The 18,872-nt window shown below is 39.0% G+C and carries 18 protein-coding genes; 14 read left to right on the top strand and 4 right to left on the bottom strand.

What is annotated here, in order from left to right:
- Window positions 1–33 precede the first annotated feature (33 nt).
- From argH to AC3CH7_RS10010, 8 genes are all read left to right on the top strand, one after another.
- Window positions 34–1,416, top strand: coding sequence for an argininosuccinate lyase (gene argH / locus AC3CH7_RS10045; RefSeq protein WP_031416256.1), 1,383 nt, complete (start codon window positions 34–36; stop codon window positions 1,414–1,416).
- 1,137 nt (window positions 1,417–2,553) lie between these two features.
- Window positions 2,554–3,837, top strand: a complete 1,284-nt coding sequence (locus AC3CH7_RS10040; RefSeq protein WP_488381720.1) for an alpha/beta hydrolase — start codon at window positions 2,554–2,556, stop codon at window positions 3,835–3,837.
- A gap of 11 nt (window positions 3,838–3,848) precedes the next feature.
- Window positions 3,849–4,163 carry a DUF3784 domain-containing protein gene (locus tag AC3CH7_RS10035; RefSeq protein ID WP_488381719.1) on the top strand — a complete coding sequence of 105 codons (315 nt, stop codon included), beginning with the start codon at window positions 3,849–3,851 and terminating at the stop codon, window positions 4,161–4,163.
- A 244-nt stretch (window positions 4,164–4,407) separates the two neighbouring features.
- Window positions 4,408–4,551, top strand: coding sequence for a hypothetical protein (locus AC3CH7_RS10030; RefSeq protein ID WP_012294959.1), 144 nt, complete (start codon window positions 4,408–4,410; stop codon window positions 4,549–4,551).
- A gap of 266 nt (window positions 4,552–4,817) precedes the next feature.
- Window positions 4,818–4,970 carry a YpzG family protein gene (locus AC3CH7_RS10025; protein WP_004231380.1) on the top strand — a complete coding sequence of 51 codons (153 nt, stop codon included), beginning with the start codon at window positions 4,818–4,820 and terminating at the stop codon, window positions 4,968–4,970.
- 134 nt (window positions 4,971–5,104) lie between these two features.
- Window positions 5,105–5,641: a hypothetical protein gene (locus AC3CH7_RS10020; protein WP_488381718.1), complete on the top strand. Its 537-nt coding sequence runs from the start codon at window positions 5,105–5,107 to the stop codon at window positions 5,639–5,641.
- A gap of 1 nt (window position 5,642) precedes the next feature.
- Window positions 5,643–5,849 carry a cupin domain-containing protein gene (locus tag AC3CH7_RS10015; protein ID WP_197150245.1) on the top strand — a complete coding sequence of 69 codons (207 nt, stop codon included), beginning with the start codon at window positions 5,643–5,645 and terminating at the stop codon, window positions 5,847–5,849.
- Window positions 5,850–6,118: 269 nt separating this feature from the next.
- Window positions 6,119–6,550 carry an NUDIX hydrolase gene (locus AC3CH7_RS10010; RefSeq protein ID WP_012294954.1) on the top strand — a complete coding sequence of 144 codons (432 nt, stop codon included), beginning with the start codon at window positions 6,119–6,121 and terminating at the stop codon, window positions 6,548–6,550.
- 51 nt (window positions 6,551–6,601) lie between these two features.
- Here the strand turns inward: AC3CH7_RS10010 and AC3CH7_RS10005 are convergent, their stop codons facing one another.
- The 3 genes from AC3CH7_RS10005 to mscL form a co-directional block, all read right to left on the bottom strand.
- Window positions 6,602–7,762 (bottom strand): aminotransferase class I/II-fold pyridoxal phosphate-dependent enzyme, encoded by a 1,161-nt coding sequence (locus tag AC3CH7_RS10005; RefSeq protein ID WP_012294953.1) that lies wholly within the window; start codon window positions 7,760–7,762, stop codon window positions 6,602–6,604.
- 2 nt (window positions 7,763–7,764) lie between these two features.
- A complete protein-coding gene (locus AC3CH7_RS10000) occupies window positions 7,765–8,880 on the bottom strand; it encodes a methionine biosynthesis PLP-dependent protein (protein WP_012294952.1) in 1,116 nt (371 codons plus the stop codon).
- A 324-nt stretch (window positions 8,881–9,204) separates the two neighbouring features.
- Entirely contained in the window at window positions 9,205–9,594 is a 390-nt protein-coding gene (gene mscL / locus AC3CH7_RS09995; protein WP_008180473.1) for a large conductance mechanosensitive channel protein MscL, read from the bottom strand.
- A gap of 193 nt (window positions 9,595–9,787) precedes the next feature.
- On the opposite strand from mscL, the gene AC3CH7_RS09990 reads away from it, so the two are divergent.
- A complete protein-coding gene (locus AC3CH7_RS09990; RefSeq protein WP_031416249.1) occupies window positions 9,788–10,486 on the top strand; it encodes a lytic transglycosylase domain-containing protein in 699 nt (232 codons plus the stop codon).
- 35 nt (window positions 10,487–10,521) lie between these two features.
- Here the strand turns inward: AC3CH7_RS09990 and AC3CH7_RS09985 are convergent, their stop codons facing one another.
- Window positions 10,522–10,779: a GlsB/YeaQ/YmgE family stress response membrane protein gene (locus tag AC3CH7_RS09985; protein WP_004231402.1), complete on the bottom strand. Its 258-nt coding sequence runs from the start codon at window positions 10,777–10,779 to the stop codon at window positions 10,522–10,524.
- A gap of 784 nt (window positions 10,780–11,563) precedes the next feature.
- Here AC3CH7_RS09985 and AC3CH7_RS09980 point away from each other — a divergent pair.
- The 5 genes from AC3CH7_RS09980 (at window position 11,564) to ilvN (ending at window position 18,849) form a co-directional block, all read left to right on the top strand.
- Entirely contained in the window at window positions 11,564–12,739 is a 1,176-nt protein-coding gene (locus AC3CH7_RS09980; protein WP_031416246.1) for an amino acid deaminase/aldolase, read from the top strand.
- Complete coding sequence (locus tag AC3CH7_RS09975) at window positions 12,727–14,049, top strand: D-arabinono-1,4-lactone oxidase (protein ID WP_012294947.1); 1,323 nt, start codon at window positions 12,727–12,729, stop codon at window positions 14,047–14,049. The genes AC3CH7_RS09980 and AC3CH7_RS09975 overlap by 13 nt, the downstream gene beginning before the upstream one ends.
- A gap of 370 nt (window positions 14,050–14,419) precedes the next feature.
- The gene (gene ilvD, locus AC3CH7_RS09970; RefSeq protein ID WP_031416245.1) at window positions 14,420–16,090 is read left to right on the top strand and encodes a dihydroxy-acid dehydratase; all 1,671 of its coding nucleotides are present in this window, start codon (window positions 14,420–14,422) and stop codon (window positions 16,088–16,090) included.
- Between the two features lie 480 nt (window positions 16,091–16,570).
- Window positions 16,571–18,337, top strand: a complete 1,767-nt coding sequence (gene ilvB / locus AC3CH7_RS09965; RefSeq protein WP_036164059.1) for a biosynthetic-type acetolactate synthase large subunit — start codon at window positions 16,571–16,573, stop codon at window positions 18,335–18,337.
- Window positions 18,334–18,849 (top strand): acetolactate synthase small subunit, encoded by a 516-nt coding sequence (gene ilvN, locus AC3CH7_RS09960; protein WP_031416242.1) that lies wholly within the window; start codon window positions 18,334–18,336, stop codon window positions 18,847–18,849. The genes ilvB and ilvN overlap by 4 nt, the downstream gene beginning before the upstream one ends.
- The last annotated feature ends 23 nt before the right edge of the window (window positions 18,850–18,872 follow it).

Raw genomic sequence — 18,872 nt, 5'->3', positions numbered from 1 at the left:
TTTGAAAAGTAATAAAGGAAAAGGTGAGCTGACATGACAAAACTATGGGGTGGACGTTTCCAAAAATCAGCAGAAGCATGGGTAGATGAATTTGGTGCATCCATTGGCTTTGATCAACAACTTGTGCTAGAGGACCTTGAAGGTAGTGTTGCACATGTCACAATGCTTGGCGCAACAGGGATTTTACCATCAGCTGATGTACAGGCCATACTGAGTGGTCTTGCCCAACTGAAAGATAAGGCAATAGCAGGTGAGCTTGAATTTAGCATTGCTAATGAAGATATACATTTAAATTTAGAAAAGATGCTCATTGATTTAATTGGTCCTGTTGGTGGCAAACTTCATACAGGGCGTAGCCGCAATGACCAAGTTGCGACGGATATGCATCTATTTTTGAAAAAGCGTGTCCAGGAAACGATTGATTTAATTGCTACATTCCAACAAACTTTATTAGTCCAAGCCGAGGAGCATATTGAAACGATTGCACCAGGCTATACACATTTACAACGAGCTCAGCCCATTTCATTTGCCCACCATTTAATGGCTTATTTTTGGATGCTAGAGCGTGATAAGCAACGCTTCACAGAATCCATCAAACGCATTGATATTTTGCCATTAGGGGCAGGAGCGATGGCAGGGACAACATTCCCAATAGACCGTTTAAAATCAGCAGAATTGCTTGGGTTTAGTGAGGTTTATGCCAACTCGATGGATGCTGTAAGTGACCGTGACTTTATTGTAGAATTTTTAAGTAATGCATCCTTGTTAATGGCTCATTTATCGCGCTTTGCTGAGGAAATCATTTTATGGTCTACAGATGAATTTAAATTTATTGAATTGGATGATGCCTTTTCAACAGGTTCTTCCATTATGCCACAAAAGAAAAATCCCGATATGGCTGAGCTCATTCGAGGCAAAACAGGGCGTGTTTATGGAAATCTAATGGGCTTGTTAACGGTTTTAAAGGGAACACCATTAACGTACAACAAAGATATGCAAGAAGATAAAGAAGGCATGTTCGATACAGTGCATACGATTCTTGGCTCTCTGAAAATCTTTGAAGGTATGGTTCGTACGATGACCGTCAATACGGATCGCTTACAGCAGGCTGTCCATGCTGACTTTTCGAACGCAACAGAGCTAGCTGATTACCTTGCTACAAAAGGTATGCCATTCCGTGAAGCACATGAGGTAACAGGTAAACTTGTCTTCACTTGTATTCAAAAAGGCATTTACCTATTAGATTTACCATTGGATGAGATGAAGCATGAAAGCGAGTTAATTGATTCGGATATTTACGATGTGTTAGCGCCAGAAGCGGCCGTTCGACGTCGTCACTCTCTTGGGGGCACTGGCTTTGACCAAGTCAAAATTCAAATTGAAAAAGCCCAAGCTTGTCTAGTTGCCCAACATTAATTTTGCGTGCATGTCCTCGTGACCTTTGCATAGATATTCATTAAAGCTGTCCTGTGAGGCACTATGAAAACCTTATCCTTTTTCAACAGAGCCAGTGGGTGACGTGAAAAAGAGTACCTTACATACGTGAAGGACAATCCCCAATTCTGGAGACGCGGAATTGGGGTTTTTGTATAAAAACGTGGTGGGAGGAACAAAATGATGGGTGATGAATCGATTAAACAATAGATGACAAAGGAAGATGCAGCAAAGGTGACGGAATCCAATGCGTTAGCAGATGTAGAGTTGGTTTACGGAAAATGATTGGATTTCGCTGCACGATCAATCAGGACTTAATGACTGTTGCTGCACGCCACAAGACCAAAATACAAATTCACCATGGCTGGCATAGTTTCTTAGCCAAAGAAAACATTATAATCATGCATAAACAGAAGGGCAATGGTTCATAATAAGACTGGAAACACTTATTCATCTAAACTGATGGGGAGGATGCAGAATGAGTAATAGTCAAACACCCAAAGACCAAGAATCTCAGGAAAGTCCGCCACAGCTGTGGAGGGTTGAAGCTTCTTAATACTTAAGGCTAAAGGTGAAGCAGAGATCTGTTTCACTGTAGATTAAGGTGAAGCGTAAACCATTCCAGTAAAAAATCAACTAGAAGCAATAAGTGTCCATGGATCCAGAATTATTCTGGGTCCTTTTTTATTGCTGCTTTTCAATGGGGGAAGATAACAAAACGGACACCAAAAAATACCTACATTTGACAACGAAAAAAATCTGTACTACTCTTAGTAGAACAGATTCTACTTTGTTACAATTAGTTAATCCATATACCTATTAGGGTGGCAAGTACCAGGTGTTTAAAAAAAGAGCCATGACAAATTTGTCCTTGTTTATTTTAAAACAATGGAGGTAGGGGTATTATGCTTATAAATAGTAGGCATTTTTGATGCTATGGCACTACCATTTCACGATTGCAAGGGGCATTTTTTTGACAGTACATAAGATACATCCTCGTTAGTTCAAAAAATAAGGCATTGGTTGGATAGTTAATTATGCTAACAAATAGTGTTCATGAATCAGTATGGCAGTATTGCCAAAAATATTGGTAATTTTCACATAGGGAGGGAGATTGTATTGAAGAAATTGTTTGTGTTATGCTGTACGCTTTTACTTTTAGCTGGCTGTGGGCAAAAGGGAGTGATTGCAGAAAACAATGAAACAAAGGGGGGAAGTGCCATGAGCGAACAGTTTATTGGAAAATGGGAAGGCAATATTGAAACACCGAATGGACAGCTACCAATCATTGTTGATTTACAGAAAGATGGTGGTACTCTATCCGTGCCAGCACAGGGAATATCCAATTTTCCGTTGAAGAGTGTGAAATATACAGGTGATCAGGTAACTGTGTCCATTCAATTAAATGGCTCATTTATAGAAATTGATGGTACATTCAAAAATGAACAAATTGAAGCAACATTTCAACAAAATGGGGCGACATTCCCACTTATCTTAAAAGCATATAAAGAGGAACCAGTCACCTACGATACATTAAAAATTCCAGTTCAGCAAGGTGACCTAATGGTGGCTCTTCAAAAAGCTAATACAACATCTCCATCACCAGTTGCAGTTATTATAGCTGGCTCTGGGCCAACAGATAAGGATGGTAATTCAGTTTTAGCTGGTAAAAATAATAGCTTAAAAATGATTGCTGAAGGTTTAGCTCAGGAGGGCATCACAACTGTACGCTATGATAAGCGCGGTATTGGGGATAATCAAGCACTCTTGACAAAAGAAGAAGATGTGACGTTTGACCAATATGTGGAGGATGCAGTGAAAATCATTCAATCCTTGCAGGCTAATAAAGCCTATACAAATATTCATGTAATTGGGCATAGTGAAGGTTCATTAATTGGTTTATTAGCTGCTCAACAAACAGGAGTAGAATCCTTTGTTTCGATTGCGGGTGCTGGGCGTCCAATGGATGAAGTATTGATGGAGCAATTAAAAAGTCAACTAGCACCAAATTTATTCAAAGAATCCAAGGACATTTTGAAAGCTCTTAAGCAAGGAAAGCAAGTAGAAAGTATTTCGCCAGAATTACAAGCAGTCTTCCGTCCTTCTGTACAGCCATTCCTTATTTCAATGTTCAAGTATAATCCAGCCGTAGAGCTTGGGAAAGTAAAGAGTCGTGTACTACTTGTGCAAGGAACGACTGATTTACAAGTGAAGGAAGTCGATGCAGAGGCATTAAAGAAAGGTAACGCTAATGCAAAGCTTCTTTATATGAAGGGGATGAACCATGTGTTGAAAAAGGCACCAGAAGACTATGCCGCGAATTTAGCAACCTATGCAGATCCAACACTTCAATTACATGAGGATTTACTACCAACTATTCAACAATTTATTCACGGAAAGTAGGCTGATTCACTGTGGGTGTCTTTGTATATTTAATCATTATGCTCCCGTTTCTTAGCTTTGCCCTTGTATTATCGCAGGGGAAAGGGATATTTTTAATTGCTGGCTTTAACACCATGTCATCAGATAAAAAAGATAAATATGACGAAGTAGCACTTGCAAAATTTATGGGGAAGATGATGTATGGCTACTGTTTTTGTGTACTTTTATGGGTGCTGAATGAAATATTTCAAGCACAGTGGTTATTTATTGTAGGTCTTATTCTTTTCGTAGTACTTACGATGTTTTTAATGATTTATATGAACACGGGCAATCGATTTAAAAGATAAAATTATAAAAGGGGCTTGATCGCAAAAGCGATTTTGTATGAGAATCATTATTATTTATCAGAAATTCTGTTAAACAAGAGCGATGTCAATGGTAAAACTAGAAGGAGTGCTTGAGGGAAATTAGTAGCATCGAATATACGAATTTAAGTAGAACCTATGAAGCATGGTTCTCAAGAAGTTCGTATGCATTTAGAGGGGCAAATTCGTCATTATGCTGATCAAGTTGGTACAGCACAGGTAATTTATGAATACGGTACTAGTCGTCATCAATGGTAAAGCTAGTGCCGACTTAGTTGAACGTTTAGCGATTGAGCATTTTGATGCCGAAGCCTATCATTTAGACGTTCCAACAAGGGGTGGCGAGGATTTCAGCTTTTTATTGAAATGAAGTGCGAGGCTGTTTTGCATTAGTAGGCGCTGGAAATACTGAAAAAGCTACTCGTTGGGCACATCATATGGTCATTTTAATATTGACGAAGATGGTTTACGCATTGGAGCAGAATGAGATGTGCAATATGCCTTAACTTGACTAAAAGAAAATAAATAATAGGAAAACCATAAGCGACTATTAGAGGGGTTGTATAATTCCATCCTAGCTGGTCATAATATAAAAGATTTCACTTATGAAATCTATAATGATGAGGAGGATGAAAAATGAGTAGGTTCGAACAATTAGACCCCAAATCTCAAAAAATCCACCGCAACTGGTCAAGGATTAAGCGATCAAAATCGCAAGTAAACGGGGAAACGGAGATAACCCTTCATAACCGTCTCTTGCGAAGCGAAGCAAAGGCCCGTCAGTTTTAATCATGCTAGAAAAGTAAGTGTCATCAAGTCCAGAAAAATTTCTGGGCTTTTCTTTTTGTGTAAAATTTCATTAAATTATAATACGGTATAAGAGGTATGAGGATTTTATCGAATAAAAAAGGGGAGAAGCAACTATGAATAATCCTATTCCTACCTATTTACAGTATTTTGCCAAAAGGATTCAACCATCAGAAGTGGTCGAATCACAATTACAGCTTTGCTCTAGTTCAAATAACACACAATTTGAAATTTGGTACTATGGTGATTTATTAACCTTAGAAGGAGAGGTTTTACCATTCATTTCAGGTTCGACTGCTAAAATAATTGCCAAGGACCCTTTGTCAGCAGAGGAGATTTTACTTTTTGATGCGACTCTACATGGTTATAATGCGTTGTTTTGCGATGACTATACTGAAGAACATCGTAGCAACCGTCCTCTTCAGCAATATTATATGCCCGCCACTGAAGTTGTCTTATCATTTTTCTACAATATTGATTATGACGAAGAAGCAGATGACTATGAGGTGGATAAACAAGGAAATGTTCAGTTAATGAATGGTAAAATAACAGACTGGGAGACGGTAAAAAGAAATGGCTATGATGCATTTATTTTTTATTACAAGAAAGAGGATGGTACGTTATTAGCATTTGCACAAGAAGAATTAGCATAGCGTGATAGGAATTAAATTAGATACAACTGATTTATTTATCCAGCCAAATGGTATGGTAGGCTTGCATGAAGTCCCTGAACCACCATTATTGATTGTTATCCGAGGCGAAGGCTGGGTTTGTGGTGAGGGTGGAAATAGTGTCGATATTCAAACAGGAGATGATGTTCTTTGGAGACAAGGACAAGCACTAGGCAACGCAGAATCCTAAGGTTGAAAAATATACGTCAATCGTTGCCAGATAAAAATATTCCAATGAGACCCATTGAAATCGGTGACAGAAGCGATTTGTATGACAAAGTCTGATGTTTCGTGAGGTATGATTCCTTCATATGTATGATGCCAGCCTTGACTGGTCATTTCTTGTACAAAAGTAATGTCATTTTCTTGCATCTAACGTATAATAAGTGTCAACACTTTTCACCTGCTATTCCAATTTTTGTATTTATGTAACACACAATTAGATAGGGGGAAGACTTCATGCAAGTAGTTGAAAAAGCATTTGGCTATATTACGAGAGAGCATGAGGAACAAATTCAAGTTCTCGTATTTGAACAAAATACAATAGGGGCAGGTATTCAAGTTCCCAAAGGTACGATAGAAGAAGGAGAAACACCATTAGAGGCCGTAAAGAGGGAGATGTTGGAGGAGACAGGCCTAACAACACTTGTTGTCCAAGGGCTTATTGCACAGGATTATTTTAACCATCCATCAGGTGTTTTACAGAAACGCTATTTTTATCATTTAACCACTTCTGAGGAAACAAGGGAAACCTGGCAACATCATCCTACGGGTATGAATGAAGCAGATTTACTTTTTTCTTTTTACTGGATATCAGCTGAGCAAGATACTAAGTTAGCTAAGGGGCATGGCGATTATTTATATCGCGTGTTGGCTAAGGTGAAGTATTGAGCATGCAGAAAAACCGCGTCATTATGGGCGCGGTTTTTAACGTCTATTCCATTATGCTTTTGCAGCGACCTCTAAAGCTTGTGCGAAATCGGCTATTAAATCATCTACATGCTCGAGTCCTACAGAAAAGCGTAGAAGTCCATCTGTGATTCCGCGTTTGGCACGTTCCTCAGCCTCCATAGCGGCATGGCTCATCTTTGCTGGATACGAAAGAATGGATTCTACACCACCGAGTGAGACAGCGAAAACTGGAATTTTCATTGCCTCGACTAAAGCTTTTGCGGAAGCATAGTTCGGTAAGCGGAAGGATAAAACAGCTCCAGAGCTTGTACTTTGACGCTGATGGATGTCATAACCTGGATGTGACGAGAGGCCAGGGTAGTAGACTTGTTCAACCAGTGTATGTGTTGCTAAAAACTCAGCAATTTTTTGAGCAGATTGTGCAGAACGGCTAAAGCGTACATCTGTCGTTTTGATGTTCTGCAAGAGTGTGAATGAATCCTGTACTCCTAAAATATTGCCAAATGAATTTTGGATAAAGTATAAGTCCTCTCCTAGCTTTTCGTCAGCAGTTACTGTTAATCCTGCAATAATATCAGAATGCCCTGATAAAAACTTCGTCGCACTATGAATCACGACATCAACACCAAGCTCTAACGGGCGTTGATGTAATGGAGTCATAAAGGTATTATCCAAAAATGTGAGGCATTGATGTTGTTTGGCCAGTTCTACTACACCACGAATATCAGTAATGCCTAACGTTGGATTAGATGGTGTTTCTATATAAAGCAGCTTAGTAGTCGGTGTTATAGCGGCCTCCACGGCTGCTAAATCTGAGAAATCTACAAAAGTATGGGAAATCCCAAAACGCGGTAAAACCTTCGTCACAAAACGATATGTTCCACCATAAACATCTTCTGTCATCACGATATGATCGCCCTGTGACAACAGCATTAAAGCACCTGAAACAGCAGCAATCCCTGAGGAAAAGGCATGGGCACGTACTCCACCTTCAAGCTCTGCTATCGCTTTTTCTAGAGCATCGCGCGTAGGGTTACCTGAACGAGCATAATCATATTCGCCAAACTCATCTATACTCTCTTGGTGGAAAGTAGAGGAAAGATATATAGGAACATTGACTGCTCCTTTTTTATTTGAGTAGCCATCACGGACACCCGCGTGAATGAGGCTAGTTTCAATATGTTGCTTCATAATTATGCCTCTTTTCTAAGGATATCAAATACTTGTCGTAAGTCTGCAATTAAATCTTCTGCTTCCTCGATCCCAACTGAGAAACGTAGTAAACGATCGCAAACTCCTCGTTCAACTCGTTCTTCATAAGGCATATCTGCATGTGTTTGAGTAGCTGGGTAGGTAATAAAGCTTTCTACACCACCAAGACTTTCTGCAAAAGTAATTAACTTTAAGTTACGAAGGAATGGGTCAATCCATTCAGGCTTTTGTAAGCGGAATGACAGCATACCACCTTTTCCTGTGTAAAGGACGTCTGTAACTAGTGCCTCTTCCTCTAAATAAGCAGCAATAGCTTTGGCATTGGCATCATGTTGCTTTAAGCGAAGGTGCATTGTTTTTAAGCCGCGAATAAGTAACCAAGAGTCCATAGCACCAAGAACCATGCCGCTACCATTATGAATAAAACCAATGCGTTCAGCTAATTCGGTACCTTTAGCCACTACGATTCCAGCTAAGACATCATTATGTCCGCCAATATATTTTGTTGCAGAGTGAAGCACAATGTCTGCTCCCAAATCAATAGGGCGTTGGAAGTATGGTGTATAGAATGTATTATCAACAATTAGCAATGCACCATGCTTATGTGCAAGCTCAGCATATACTTGTAAATCAAATTCCTGCATAAGCGGATTCGTTGGTGTTTCGATGAATAATGCACGTGTATGTTCATTTATTAATGCTTCTACCTGTTCAACCGATTCAAATTTTGAATAAACAGGCTTGATATTATATGTCTCTTGGAAGAAGTTAAATAGTCTATATGTACCGCCATATAAATCATCTGGCACCACTAATTCATCGCCTGGTTTAAAAATGGATAATACTAATTGAATGGCAGCCATCCCAGAGCTACAGGCAAAGCCCATATCGCCACCCTCTAAATCAGCAAAGCCTGCTTCTAAAAGAGCACGAGTTGGATTTTTTGTGCGTGTGTAGTCAAAGCCTGTGGATTCCCCGATTCCAGCATGTTTATAAGCAGTCGATAAATGAATAGGTGGACTAACTGCTCCCGTGGTTGGGTCACTTAAATTGCCTAGTTGTACAAGTTTTGTTTCAATGCTTCTGTTTAATGTCATGACGTCACTCTTTTCTCCATTATGATGAAAAGCATGCTATTCGCTTTTCATTTAATAATAGTAATCTCAATAATTGTTACCAATTTAACATGGATATTCAAGAAGAACAAGGGTGATTTCAGAAAATTAGCTAGATTATTTTATGTTAATCACGTAGGAATAGTAGGGAATGGTGGGGGATAGATAAATACCGGTTCTACCAAGGAGGCTTTATGGTAGTATATAATTATTCATGGAGCAGAGGGGAAGCCTTGTGAGTATGTTTCTTTCAAATTAAAAAGAATCTGCCCCATCAGAATGAGACAGATTCAATCTAGTGATAGATTAGGCTTGTTCTTTTTTTAATAAATCGCGGATTTCTTTTAGGAGTTCTTCCTTAGCATCCAGTTCAGGAGTGGGTTCTTCCACGACAGCTTCTTCCTTTTTATTGGTAAGCTTCGTCATAATTCGTAAAGCCATAAAAATGGCAAATGCAATAATTAAAAAGTCAATAATTGATTGTAAAAATACGCCTAATTTGATTTGTGCGTCACCTGAGCCGTAGACAAAGCTTGCTGTTAAATCAATACCACCTGTTAACACACCGACTAATGGCATAATGATATTTTCAACTAAGGAGGTAACAATTTTACCGAAAGCACCACCAATGACAACTGCCACTGCTAAATCGATAATATTGCCTTTCATCGCAAATTCTTTAAAGTCTTTCCACAAAATAAAATTCCTCCCTATTATTATCCTTAAAATTAATCAATTTGTATTTTACTATATTTTTCCCAAGTCTTTCAACTGCTTTCGTAGTGGAAATGATGTCCTATGATGCTAGGTTGTATGACATAAAAAAATTCACTACTTTTTTCGAAAAATTTGGTAATATGGAAGTAGAATACTAGATTAGGTGTGACTTATGGCTAAAAAAAAGAATAACAAACCGATGTTATCACCCGCCACAAAATTGGGTATGATAGCATTATTAATACCAATAGCAATAACCGTATATGTCCTTACTTTTTTCGCTTGGAAGGAGCTTCAAACCTTACCGATTTTTGAAAAGCTTGCCCAGGAAAAGGCCATAGAAGAAATTCAGGAGCAATTTGATATAAGCATTCCTGAGAAATTTATTCCCGTTTACATAGCAGCGGAGGAAAAGTATGGTGTACCGTGGACCTTACTTGCTGCACATCATCGCATTGAGACTCGTTTTTCTACGGTAAAAACAATGGTATCGTCAGCGGGAGCAGAAGGGCATATGCAATTTATGCCTTGCACATTTGTTGGTTGGAAGCATCCTACTTGTTCAGGTTTAGGGAAGGGAAACATTTCCAAAAACGAGTTGATGAGCCCGCAAACCATTGCGAAATATGGGGGCTATGGTGTTGATGCAAATGGGGATGGTATAGCAGATCCATATGACATAGAGGATGCAGTCTTTAGTGCAGCGAATTACTTGTCGAAATATGGTGCAGCAAAAGGAGAGATTAAAAAGGCAGTTTTTCAATATAATCACAGTGAGGAATATGTGGAAAATGTGTTGCATTACTATCAATTGTACAACGCTTATCATGATGAGTTAAAAGCGGCAGTTCTTTTACATCAAGAAAAATAAAGAGCCATCACATTGGATGGCTCTTCATCGCATATTTAAGTCGCTTTACGCATACCTTTTAGAATAAGGCTTACGATAAATATCAGCACGATAGCACCGATTAAAGCAGGGAATACGTAGAAATCACTAACTCTCCAACCCCAGTTCCCTAAAACCATACTACCAATCCAAGAACCGACAATCCCTGCAATAATATTACCGATGATACCACCAGGAACATCCTTACCTAAAATTACGCCTGCTAACCATCCAAGAATCCCTCCGATGATTAAATACCAAATGAAACTAATCATAATTTTCATCTCCTTAAAGTTAAGATATAATGGCGATTACTTAGTTATACCCTGAATGAAGCAGATTAAACGTTGCCATCTTTTTTAGTAATAATTACATGCTTTTATCAGGCTGTCGTTAAACCTTGCAGCTCTTCACCATGTCGATGAATCGTTAGCTAAAGTGACAGCCAAATCATCTGCATAAATTGTTGCAAAAATGCCTACATTACATAGAACAGCTTTTATATAATACATACACCGATTATCGCTTACTTCTATAGTATGTTTGCGCCTTCAAATCGTACCTAAAATACGTTCACCACCTTTCGAAATAAATGAATGAGCCTTTTCTAAAATTATTTGCAAAAACAGTCTATTCATTCGTAAAAATATTTTTGACTCATCTCCTCAATCGCCCATCCATAATTTGATGTAGCACATTCCTTATAGGAAGTCTTTTTAAATGGGTAATTTTATATTGTTTGAATAGTTTGAAAAATAAACTAAAAAAGAGTATAATGAGAAAAAGGAGCGTGTTATATATGAATATGGCTGTAATGAAACGATTAAATCGTCAAGGACTACTAATTGCGGGCTTGCATTTGTTAGTTTTATTAAATCTAGCAGCGGATTTCCTTTACGCATCGTAATCAATTTAATAGAAAGGTGAATGAAATGTTTGTCCCATTTTAAAACAACCGTGTAGGCATAGTTAGTTAATTGCTCACGGTTGTTTTTATTTTAATGAAAGGAATTATTCTATTTCATGTCTAATACTTAGTACTTAAAAGGGAGGGATTAAATGACAACAAGGTGGGATGAATTGTTTTGTCATTTGGAACGGCCATTTGCTTGGTTGGATTTTGATGCACTTGATAAAAATATTCAAATTATACAGGATGCATGTGGGCGAAAGCCAATTCGTCTAGCAACAAAATCGATTCGTTCAGTAGAGGTGCTTCGTTATATTCAACAAAAACTTCCGAATGTAGTAGGGTTTATGACTTTTACAGCAGCAGAGACGGTTTTTTTATTGCAACAGCAATTTGATGATTTACTACTGGGCTATCCAGTAATGGAAGAGGCGGCTATACGTCAATTATTGTATTTTGTTCAAGAGGGGAAAACCGTTACGTTTATGGTTGATCGACAGGAACATATCGAACTATTATCCAAGTTAGGGAATGAAGTGGGTGTGCGCGTCCCAGTCTGCATTGATATTAATGTTTCAAATGATTTTAAATTATTGTATTTTGGTACGAAACGTTCATCATTATATTCCCTTGAGACGTTAACGCCATTTTTGCAAGCCATCAAAAATAGTCCTTCTATTGAAGTAGTCGGGGCTATGGGCTATGAGGCGCAAATCGCTGGTGTTGGTAATCGTCCAGCGAATGTTATAAAAGGTAGAGTAATAGAAGTCATGCAATCACAGGCGAAAAAGCAGGTCACCCAATTTCGTCGATTAGCTATCGCTCATATCAAGGCCTATTTTCCAACTTTACGTTTTGTAAATGGAGGAGGCTCAGGTAGTATGACCTACACAACTAAACAGAAAGAAGTAACTGAAATTACGGTAGGCTCTGCATTTTATGCCCCTGCTCTGTTTGACCAATTTACCCATTTGCGACTTGAAAAAGCAGCCGGATTTGCCTTACGTGTCACAAGACAGCCTGAAAAAAATATCGTTGTTTGTCATGGTGGAGGATATACCGCTTCAGGTGCGATTGGTAGCGATCGGTTACCTGTATTCTATGAACCTGCCAAGTTTGCATATCTTAGCTTAGAAGGGGCAGGAGAGGTGCAAACACCCATTAAGGTCAAGGGGAAAAACATTCAAATTGGCGACACCATTTATTTTAGACATGCAAAGGCTGGGGAGCTTTGTGAGCGATTTCCATTATTACATGGTGTACGAGGGGACAAGTATGTAGGACCATTTACAACATACAGGGGGGATGGACAATGTTTTCTATAGAGAAGTGGAAGAATGGAGAAAAATGGACAAATTGGGCTGGGAATGTTATTTCTTACCCAAGTGAAATGTATTTACCTCATTCCATTGAGGAGGTTTCAATGATTGTAAAACATGCCCGGGAATCAGTAAAGACGATTCGTGTTACGGGGGCCGCACACTCATTTAGCGCTGTGGCAATGCCGGAGCATATAGCTATTTCCTTACATAATATGCGCGGATTAATCGCTGTGAATGAGGAAAAGCAGGAGGCTACATTATGGGCGGGAACCTATTTATATGAAATTGGACCAATGCTAGCAAAGCATGGATTTGCATTAATTAATATGGGAGATATTCAGGAGCAAACCATTGCAGGTGCAGTTTCAACGGGTACACACGGCACAGGGGTTACACTTGGTTCCTTGTCCTCGACCGTGATGTCGTGGGGGTTTGTGGATGGGACGGGAACTTATCAGGAGCATCGACGAGGACTGGACGATTTATCAGAAGCGCTTCATGTCTCGCTAGGAATGCTCGGTATTCTTGTCAAAGTAACTATTAAAGTCATGCCATTATATGGTCTTCATTATGTGGGGGCAAGAGATACATTAGCTAATGGACTCATCGGGTTTTCGGAGGATATCCAACAACATCGTCATGTGGAATGGTTTTATTTCCCTGGTAGTGAGACGATACAGGTGAAGCGAATGAATGTTGTTGCTCCTATCTATCAAAGTGAATGGAATAAGAAAATAGAAAACCTCAAGCTACAAATTGTAGAAAATGGTGCTTTTTTTGCTATGTCTGAGCTTTGTAGGTGGAAACCAGCTTTAAGTGGTGCCATGAGTAAAATAGCAGCAGCTAATGTAGTAGAAAGTGAAAGAATAGGTATAAGCTATGAAATTTATCCTTCACCTCGTAGTGTGAAGTTTCAGGAAAGTGAATATGCTATCCCATTATCTCAATTTGAAGCTTGTTTAGAGGAAATTCATGCAACCTTTAAAAAGGGCGTTTATAATGTTCATTTTCCATTAGAATGTCGAACAACGGCAGGGGAAGCTGGTTTTTTAAGCCCTACACAGGGGCGAGAGTCCGCCTTTATCGCCTTTCATATGTATAAAGGGATGTCAGAGGAGCCCTATTTTAAATGGGTGCATACTCTAATGCAAAAATATGAAGGTCGCCCACATTGGGGAAAACAACATCATTTAACGGCTCCAAAGGTTTATGAATTATATCCTGAAATTGAAAAATTTATAAACATTCGCCACCAATATGATCCCGATCATGTGTTTTTTACAGGATATTTAAAAAAGTTATTTCTATTGTAAGCGCTATCTCCTTTACTTTCCTTTCCAACTCTCTGTTCATATTTAGAAAACTATTGTTCTATATTTTAAAAAAATTAAAATTTGAACGAAATGTCAAAATTTTTATCAAAGCGAGATAAAACTGATGCTTAATCAGCATGTAAACGATTTCAATTTTGACAGATTTTTTGAATTGTTTAAACAATTCAAAAAATAGTGTTGACGAGACCTTTTTTTCGTACTATGATAACAACAATTTAACACGTTCGTTACAGCAGTAATACTTTAGAAAGCTGTTATCTATAAACAAAAAATAAAAAGACAGAAGATTGTGATTTTTGTATATAGCAACGAACATAGTATGGAAAGCAATAAATGAGGGGCGTTTAAAATGAGAAGTGACATGATAAAAGTAGGCGTAGATCGAGCGCCACATCGAAGTCTTTTATATGCAACAGGCAAAGTAAAAGCAAAAGATTTAGGAAAGCCATTTATTGGGGTTTGTAACTCTTATATCGACATAATACCAGGTCACGTTCATTTACGTACGTTCGCTGATGTTGTAAAAGAAGCCATTATTGAAGCGGGTGGTATTCCATTCGAATTTAATACAATTGGTGTCGATGATGGTATTGCAATGGGGCATATTGGTATGCGCTATTCATTACCAAGTCGTGAAATTATAGCAGACTCAGCTGAGACGGTTATTAATGCACACTGGTTTGATGGCGTATTTTATATTCCAAACTGTGACAAAATTACACCAGGTATGCTTATGGCAGCAGTTCGTACTAATGTACCATCGATTTTTGTGTCCGGTGGTCCAATGGAGGCCGGGACATCTGCATCAGGTAAACAGCTTTCATTAACTTCTGTTTTTGAAGGTGTAGGTGCTCATAAATCAGGAAATATGTCTGCTGAAGAGCTATTAGATATTGAAAATAATGCTTGTCCGACTTGCGGTTCCTGCTCAGGAATGTTTACCGCAAACTCTATGAACTGTTTAATGGAAATGCTTGGTGTTGCTTTACCAGGTAACGGAACAATCGTAGCTACTTCTGAAGAGCGTCATAAGCTGATTAAAGAAGCGGCGAAACAATTAATTCGTATGGTAAAGGAAGACATTAAGCCACGCGATATTATTACAAAAGAAGCAATCGACGATGCTTTTGCATTAGATATGGCTATGGGTGGCTCTACTAACACGGTTCTACATACATTAGCCATTGCCAATGAAGCGGAAATAGATTACAACATTGAGGATATTAATAAGGTCGCAGAACGAGTACCTTATTTAGCAAAAATCATGCCCGCTTCCGATATTTCAATGGATGATATTAATAAAGCTGGTGGCGTTAGTGCCATTATTAATGAATTGGTGTCTATCCCAGGTGCTATACATCCTAATCGTCCAACAGTGGCAGGGCTGACAATGGGTGAATTAGTCAAAGATCATCACATTACGAATAATCAAGTCATTCGAACGAAAGAAAATCCATATAGTGCTGTAGGCGGTTTATCGGTGTTATTCGGTAATATCGCGCCAGAGGGCTCAGTGATTAAAGTTGGTGCAGTAGATCCTTCCATCCAAGTATTCAAAGGTCAAGCCATCGTTTTTGATTCACAGGAGGCAGCACAAGAAAATATTGATAATGGAATAGTGAAAGAGGGCCATGTAGTCGTCATTCGCTATGAAGGTCCTAAAGGTGGCCCAGGAATGCCGGAAATGCTGGCACCAACATCTGCGATTCAAGGTCGTGGCCTTGGTACAAAGGTGGCATTGATTACAGATGGTCGTTTCTCAGGAGCATCACGTGGTATTTCAATCGGGCATATTTCACCAGAAGCTGCTGAAGGTGGTCCAATTGCTTTAGTAGAAGATGGAGATATGATTGAAATTGATCTACCAAATCGTACGATTAATTTACAAGTTTCAGAGGAAATTTTAGCTGAACGTCGTGCGAAATTACCAGTCTTTGAGCCTAAAATCAAACGAGGTTGGCTCGCAAGATATTCAAAATTAGTGACGAACGCTTCCACTGGTGGCGTTATGAAGATTTAAAACTAGATAAATGAAAACGTTGATGAGGTTAAAGGTTCTAGAGCCTTGTATCTACCAGAGAGCCGGTCGTGCTGGAAGCCGGCGATACAACTAGATCCGACATCCCCTCGGAGTGAGCTATTAAACGTGTTTACACTATTAGATAGCTTCGGGCATATTCGAAAGTGCTCGTTATTAATGAATAAATGTTTTATGACACCCTATTGGATGCGATATATTCCGCATTGGTGCATAGATGCTGTCATTTATTCGCGAGGTAGCAATTATTTGCTATAAAAAAGGGTGGTACCATGGAAAGTCTTTTTCATCCCTACGTAAGGTAGTTCTTTGCGTGTGGAGAAAAGGGCTTTTTATTATTTTCATAATGGCATGTGCTAACTCTCTTTCTTCAGGAGGAGAGCATAGACTAACCAGCTAGTGACACTTCATTAATCTACAACACTGATGTGTGAGTTTGAAAGAAATAAAGGAGGCATATTGATGAGTGCGAATGTTTCAATCAATGAAAAAGAACAATTAGCAACAACTGCAACAGTTGAGCAAACCTATCAAGCAAAGGACGGGGCCGATGTACTAGTGCAGGCATTGCATGATCAGGGTGTTGAAATCATCTTTGGCTATCCAGGTGGTGCTGTATTACCAATTTATGATGCGATGTATAAAAATCCAATCCGTCATATTTTAACAAGACATGAACAGGGTGCCATCCATGCGGCGGAAGGCTATGCGCGTGTTTCAGGGAAAACGGGTGTTGTTATTGCTACAAGTGGCCCAGGTGCAACAAACCTTGTCACAGGGATAGCCGATGCCATGATTGATTCTATACCTTTAGTGGTATTCACTGGTCAGGTTGCTACATCTGTTATAGGTACGGATGCTTTCCAAGAAGCAGATATTATGGGTATTACTACACCCATTACAAAGCACAATTATCAAGTACAAGATGTGAATGACATCCCACGTATAGTAAAAGAAGCTTTCCATATTGCCAGCACAGGTCGTAAGGGACCAGTGGTCGTGGATTTCCCAAAGGACGTTTCACAAATGTTATTTGATGTAGAGAATCCACCGCAAGCACCAGATGAAATTTATTTACCAGGCTATCAACCAACCTATAAACCTAACTATTTACAAATTCAAAAGGCGATACAAGCTATTTCTTTGGCAAAAAAACCAGTCATCTTAGCTGGTGCAGGTGTTCTTTTTGCTGACGCACGTGAAGAATTAACGGCATTTGCTGAAAAATATCGTATTCCAGTAACGAATACATTACTAGGCTTAGGCTCCATTCACGGTGAACATGAATTATTCCTAGGGATGGCCGGCATGCACGGTACGGCAACAGCAAACACAGCTATAACAAAGGCAGATTTATTACTTAATATTGGTGCTCGTTTTGATGATCGCTTAACAGGTAATTTAGCTACATTTGCACCAAATGCGACAATTGTTCATATCGATATTGATCCAGCAGAAATTGGTAAAAACGTACCGACAGATATCCCAATTGTGGCAGACGCAAAAGAAGCATTGAAAGCCGTACTGAAAAAGGATTTTGACGGTCCTGATACAACCGATTGGCTAGCCTTTTTAAAATCTCATGCCAATGATTATCCATTATGGTATTGCAAGAATGATCATGATCAAGAAATTTTACCACAAGAGGCATTGCGATTAGTTCATGAGATTACAGAGGGTGATGCCATTGTGACAACAGATGTTGGTCAGCATCAAATGTGGACAGCGCAATATTATCACTTAAACAACGATCATTCATGGGTAACGTCTGGTGGACTTGGTACGATGGGCTTCGGCTTCCCAGCCGCAATTGGTGCCCAATTTGCGAAGCCAGACAAAAAAGTTATTTCGATTGTAGGAGATGCAGGCTTTCAAATGACTGCACAGGAGCTGTCTATCCTACAGGAATTTAACTTACCAGTAAAAATAGTGATCTTGAATAATAGCTGTTTAGGAATGGTTCGCCAATGGCAAGAAACATTCTATGAAGAGCGTTATTCATCCTCACTTATGCCAATCCAACCGGATTTTGTTAAATTGGCGGATGCGTATAGTATTAAAGGCTATCGCATTAACACAATGGATGAAGCGGAAGCTATTTTCCGAGAGGCACTACTTTCTGATGAGCCTGTGTTAATTGATTGTCGTGTGAAACAGCTTGAATGTGTATACCCAATGGTAGCACCAGGCAAAGGCTTACATGAAATGATTGGGGTGAAAAAGAATTGAAACGAGTAATTACCGTAACTGTGATTAACCAAAGTGGTGTGTTAAACCGATTAACAGGTTTACTTATGAAACGTCAGTTTAATATTGAATCCATTACAGTTGGTCATACAGAGCAACCGAATTTTTCAAAAATGACCTTTGTTGTCAATGTAGAGGATGAACGCAAAATTGAACAACTGGTGAAGCAATTATCCAAACAAATTGATGTATTAAAGGTCAATGACATTACTGACAAATCGATTGTCCTGCGAGAACTAGCATTAGTAAAGGTTATTTCACCGCCAAATTTACGCTTGGAAATGAACTCGATTGTCGAACCGTTCCGCGCTCAAATAATTGACACAGCTAAAAATGTTGTGACATATCAGGTAGTTGGACACCCAGACAAAATAGATGCCTTTATTGAACTCATTCGACCATATGGCATTAAAGAACTTACACGTACAGGAGCAACAGCCTCAGTTCGTGAAACGCAAAAAATCTCAAATCCACAGCTCTCTATTTTAAAATAGTTTGCCTATAAAATTGAAGGTTT

The organism is Lysinibacillus sp. F12, assembly GCF_057773605.1.
This window is presented reverse-complemented; position numbering and strand designations above follow the sequence as displayed.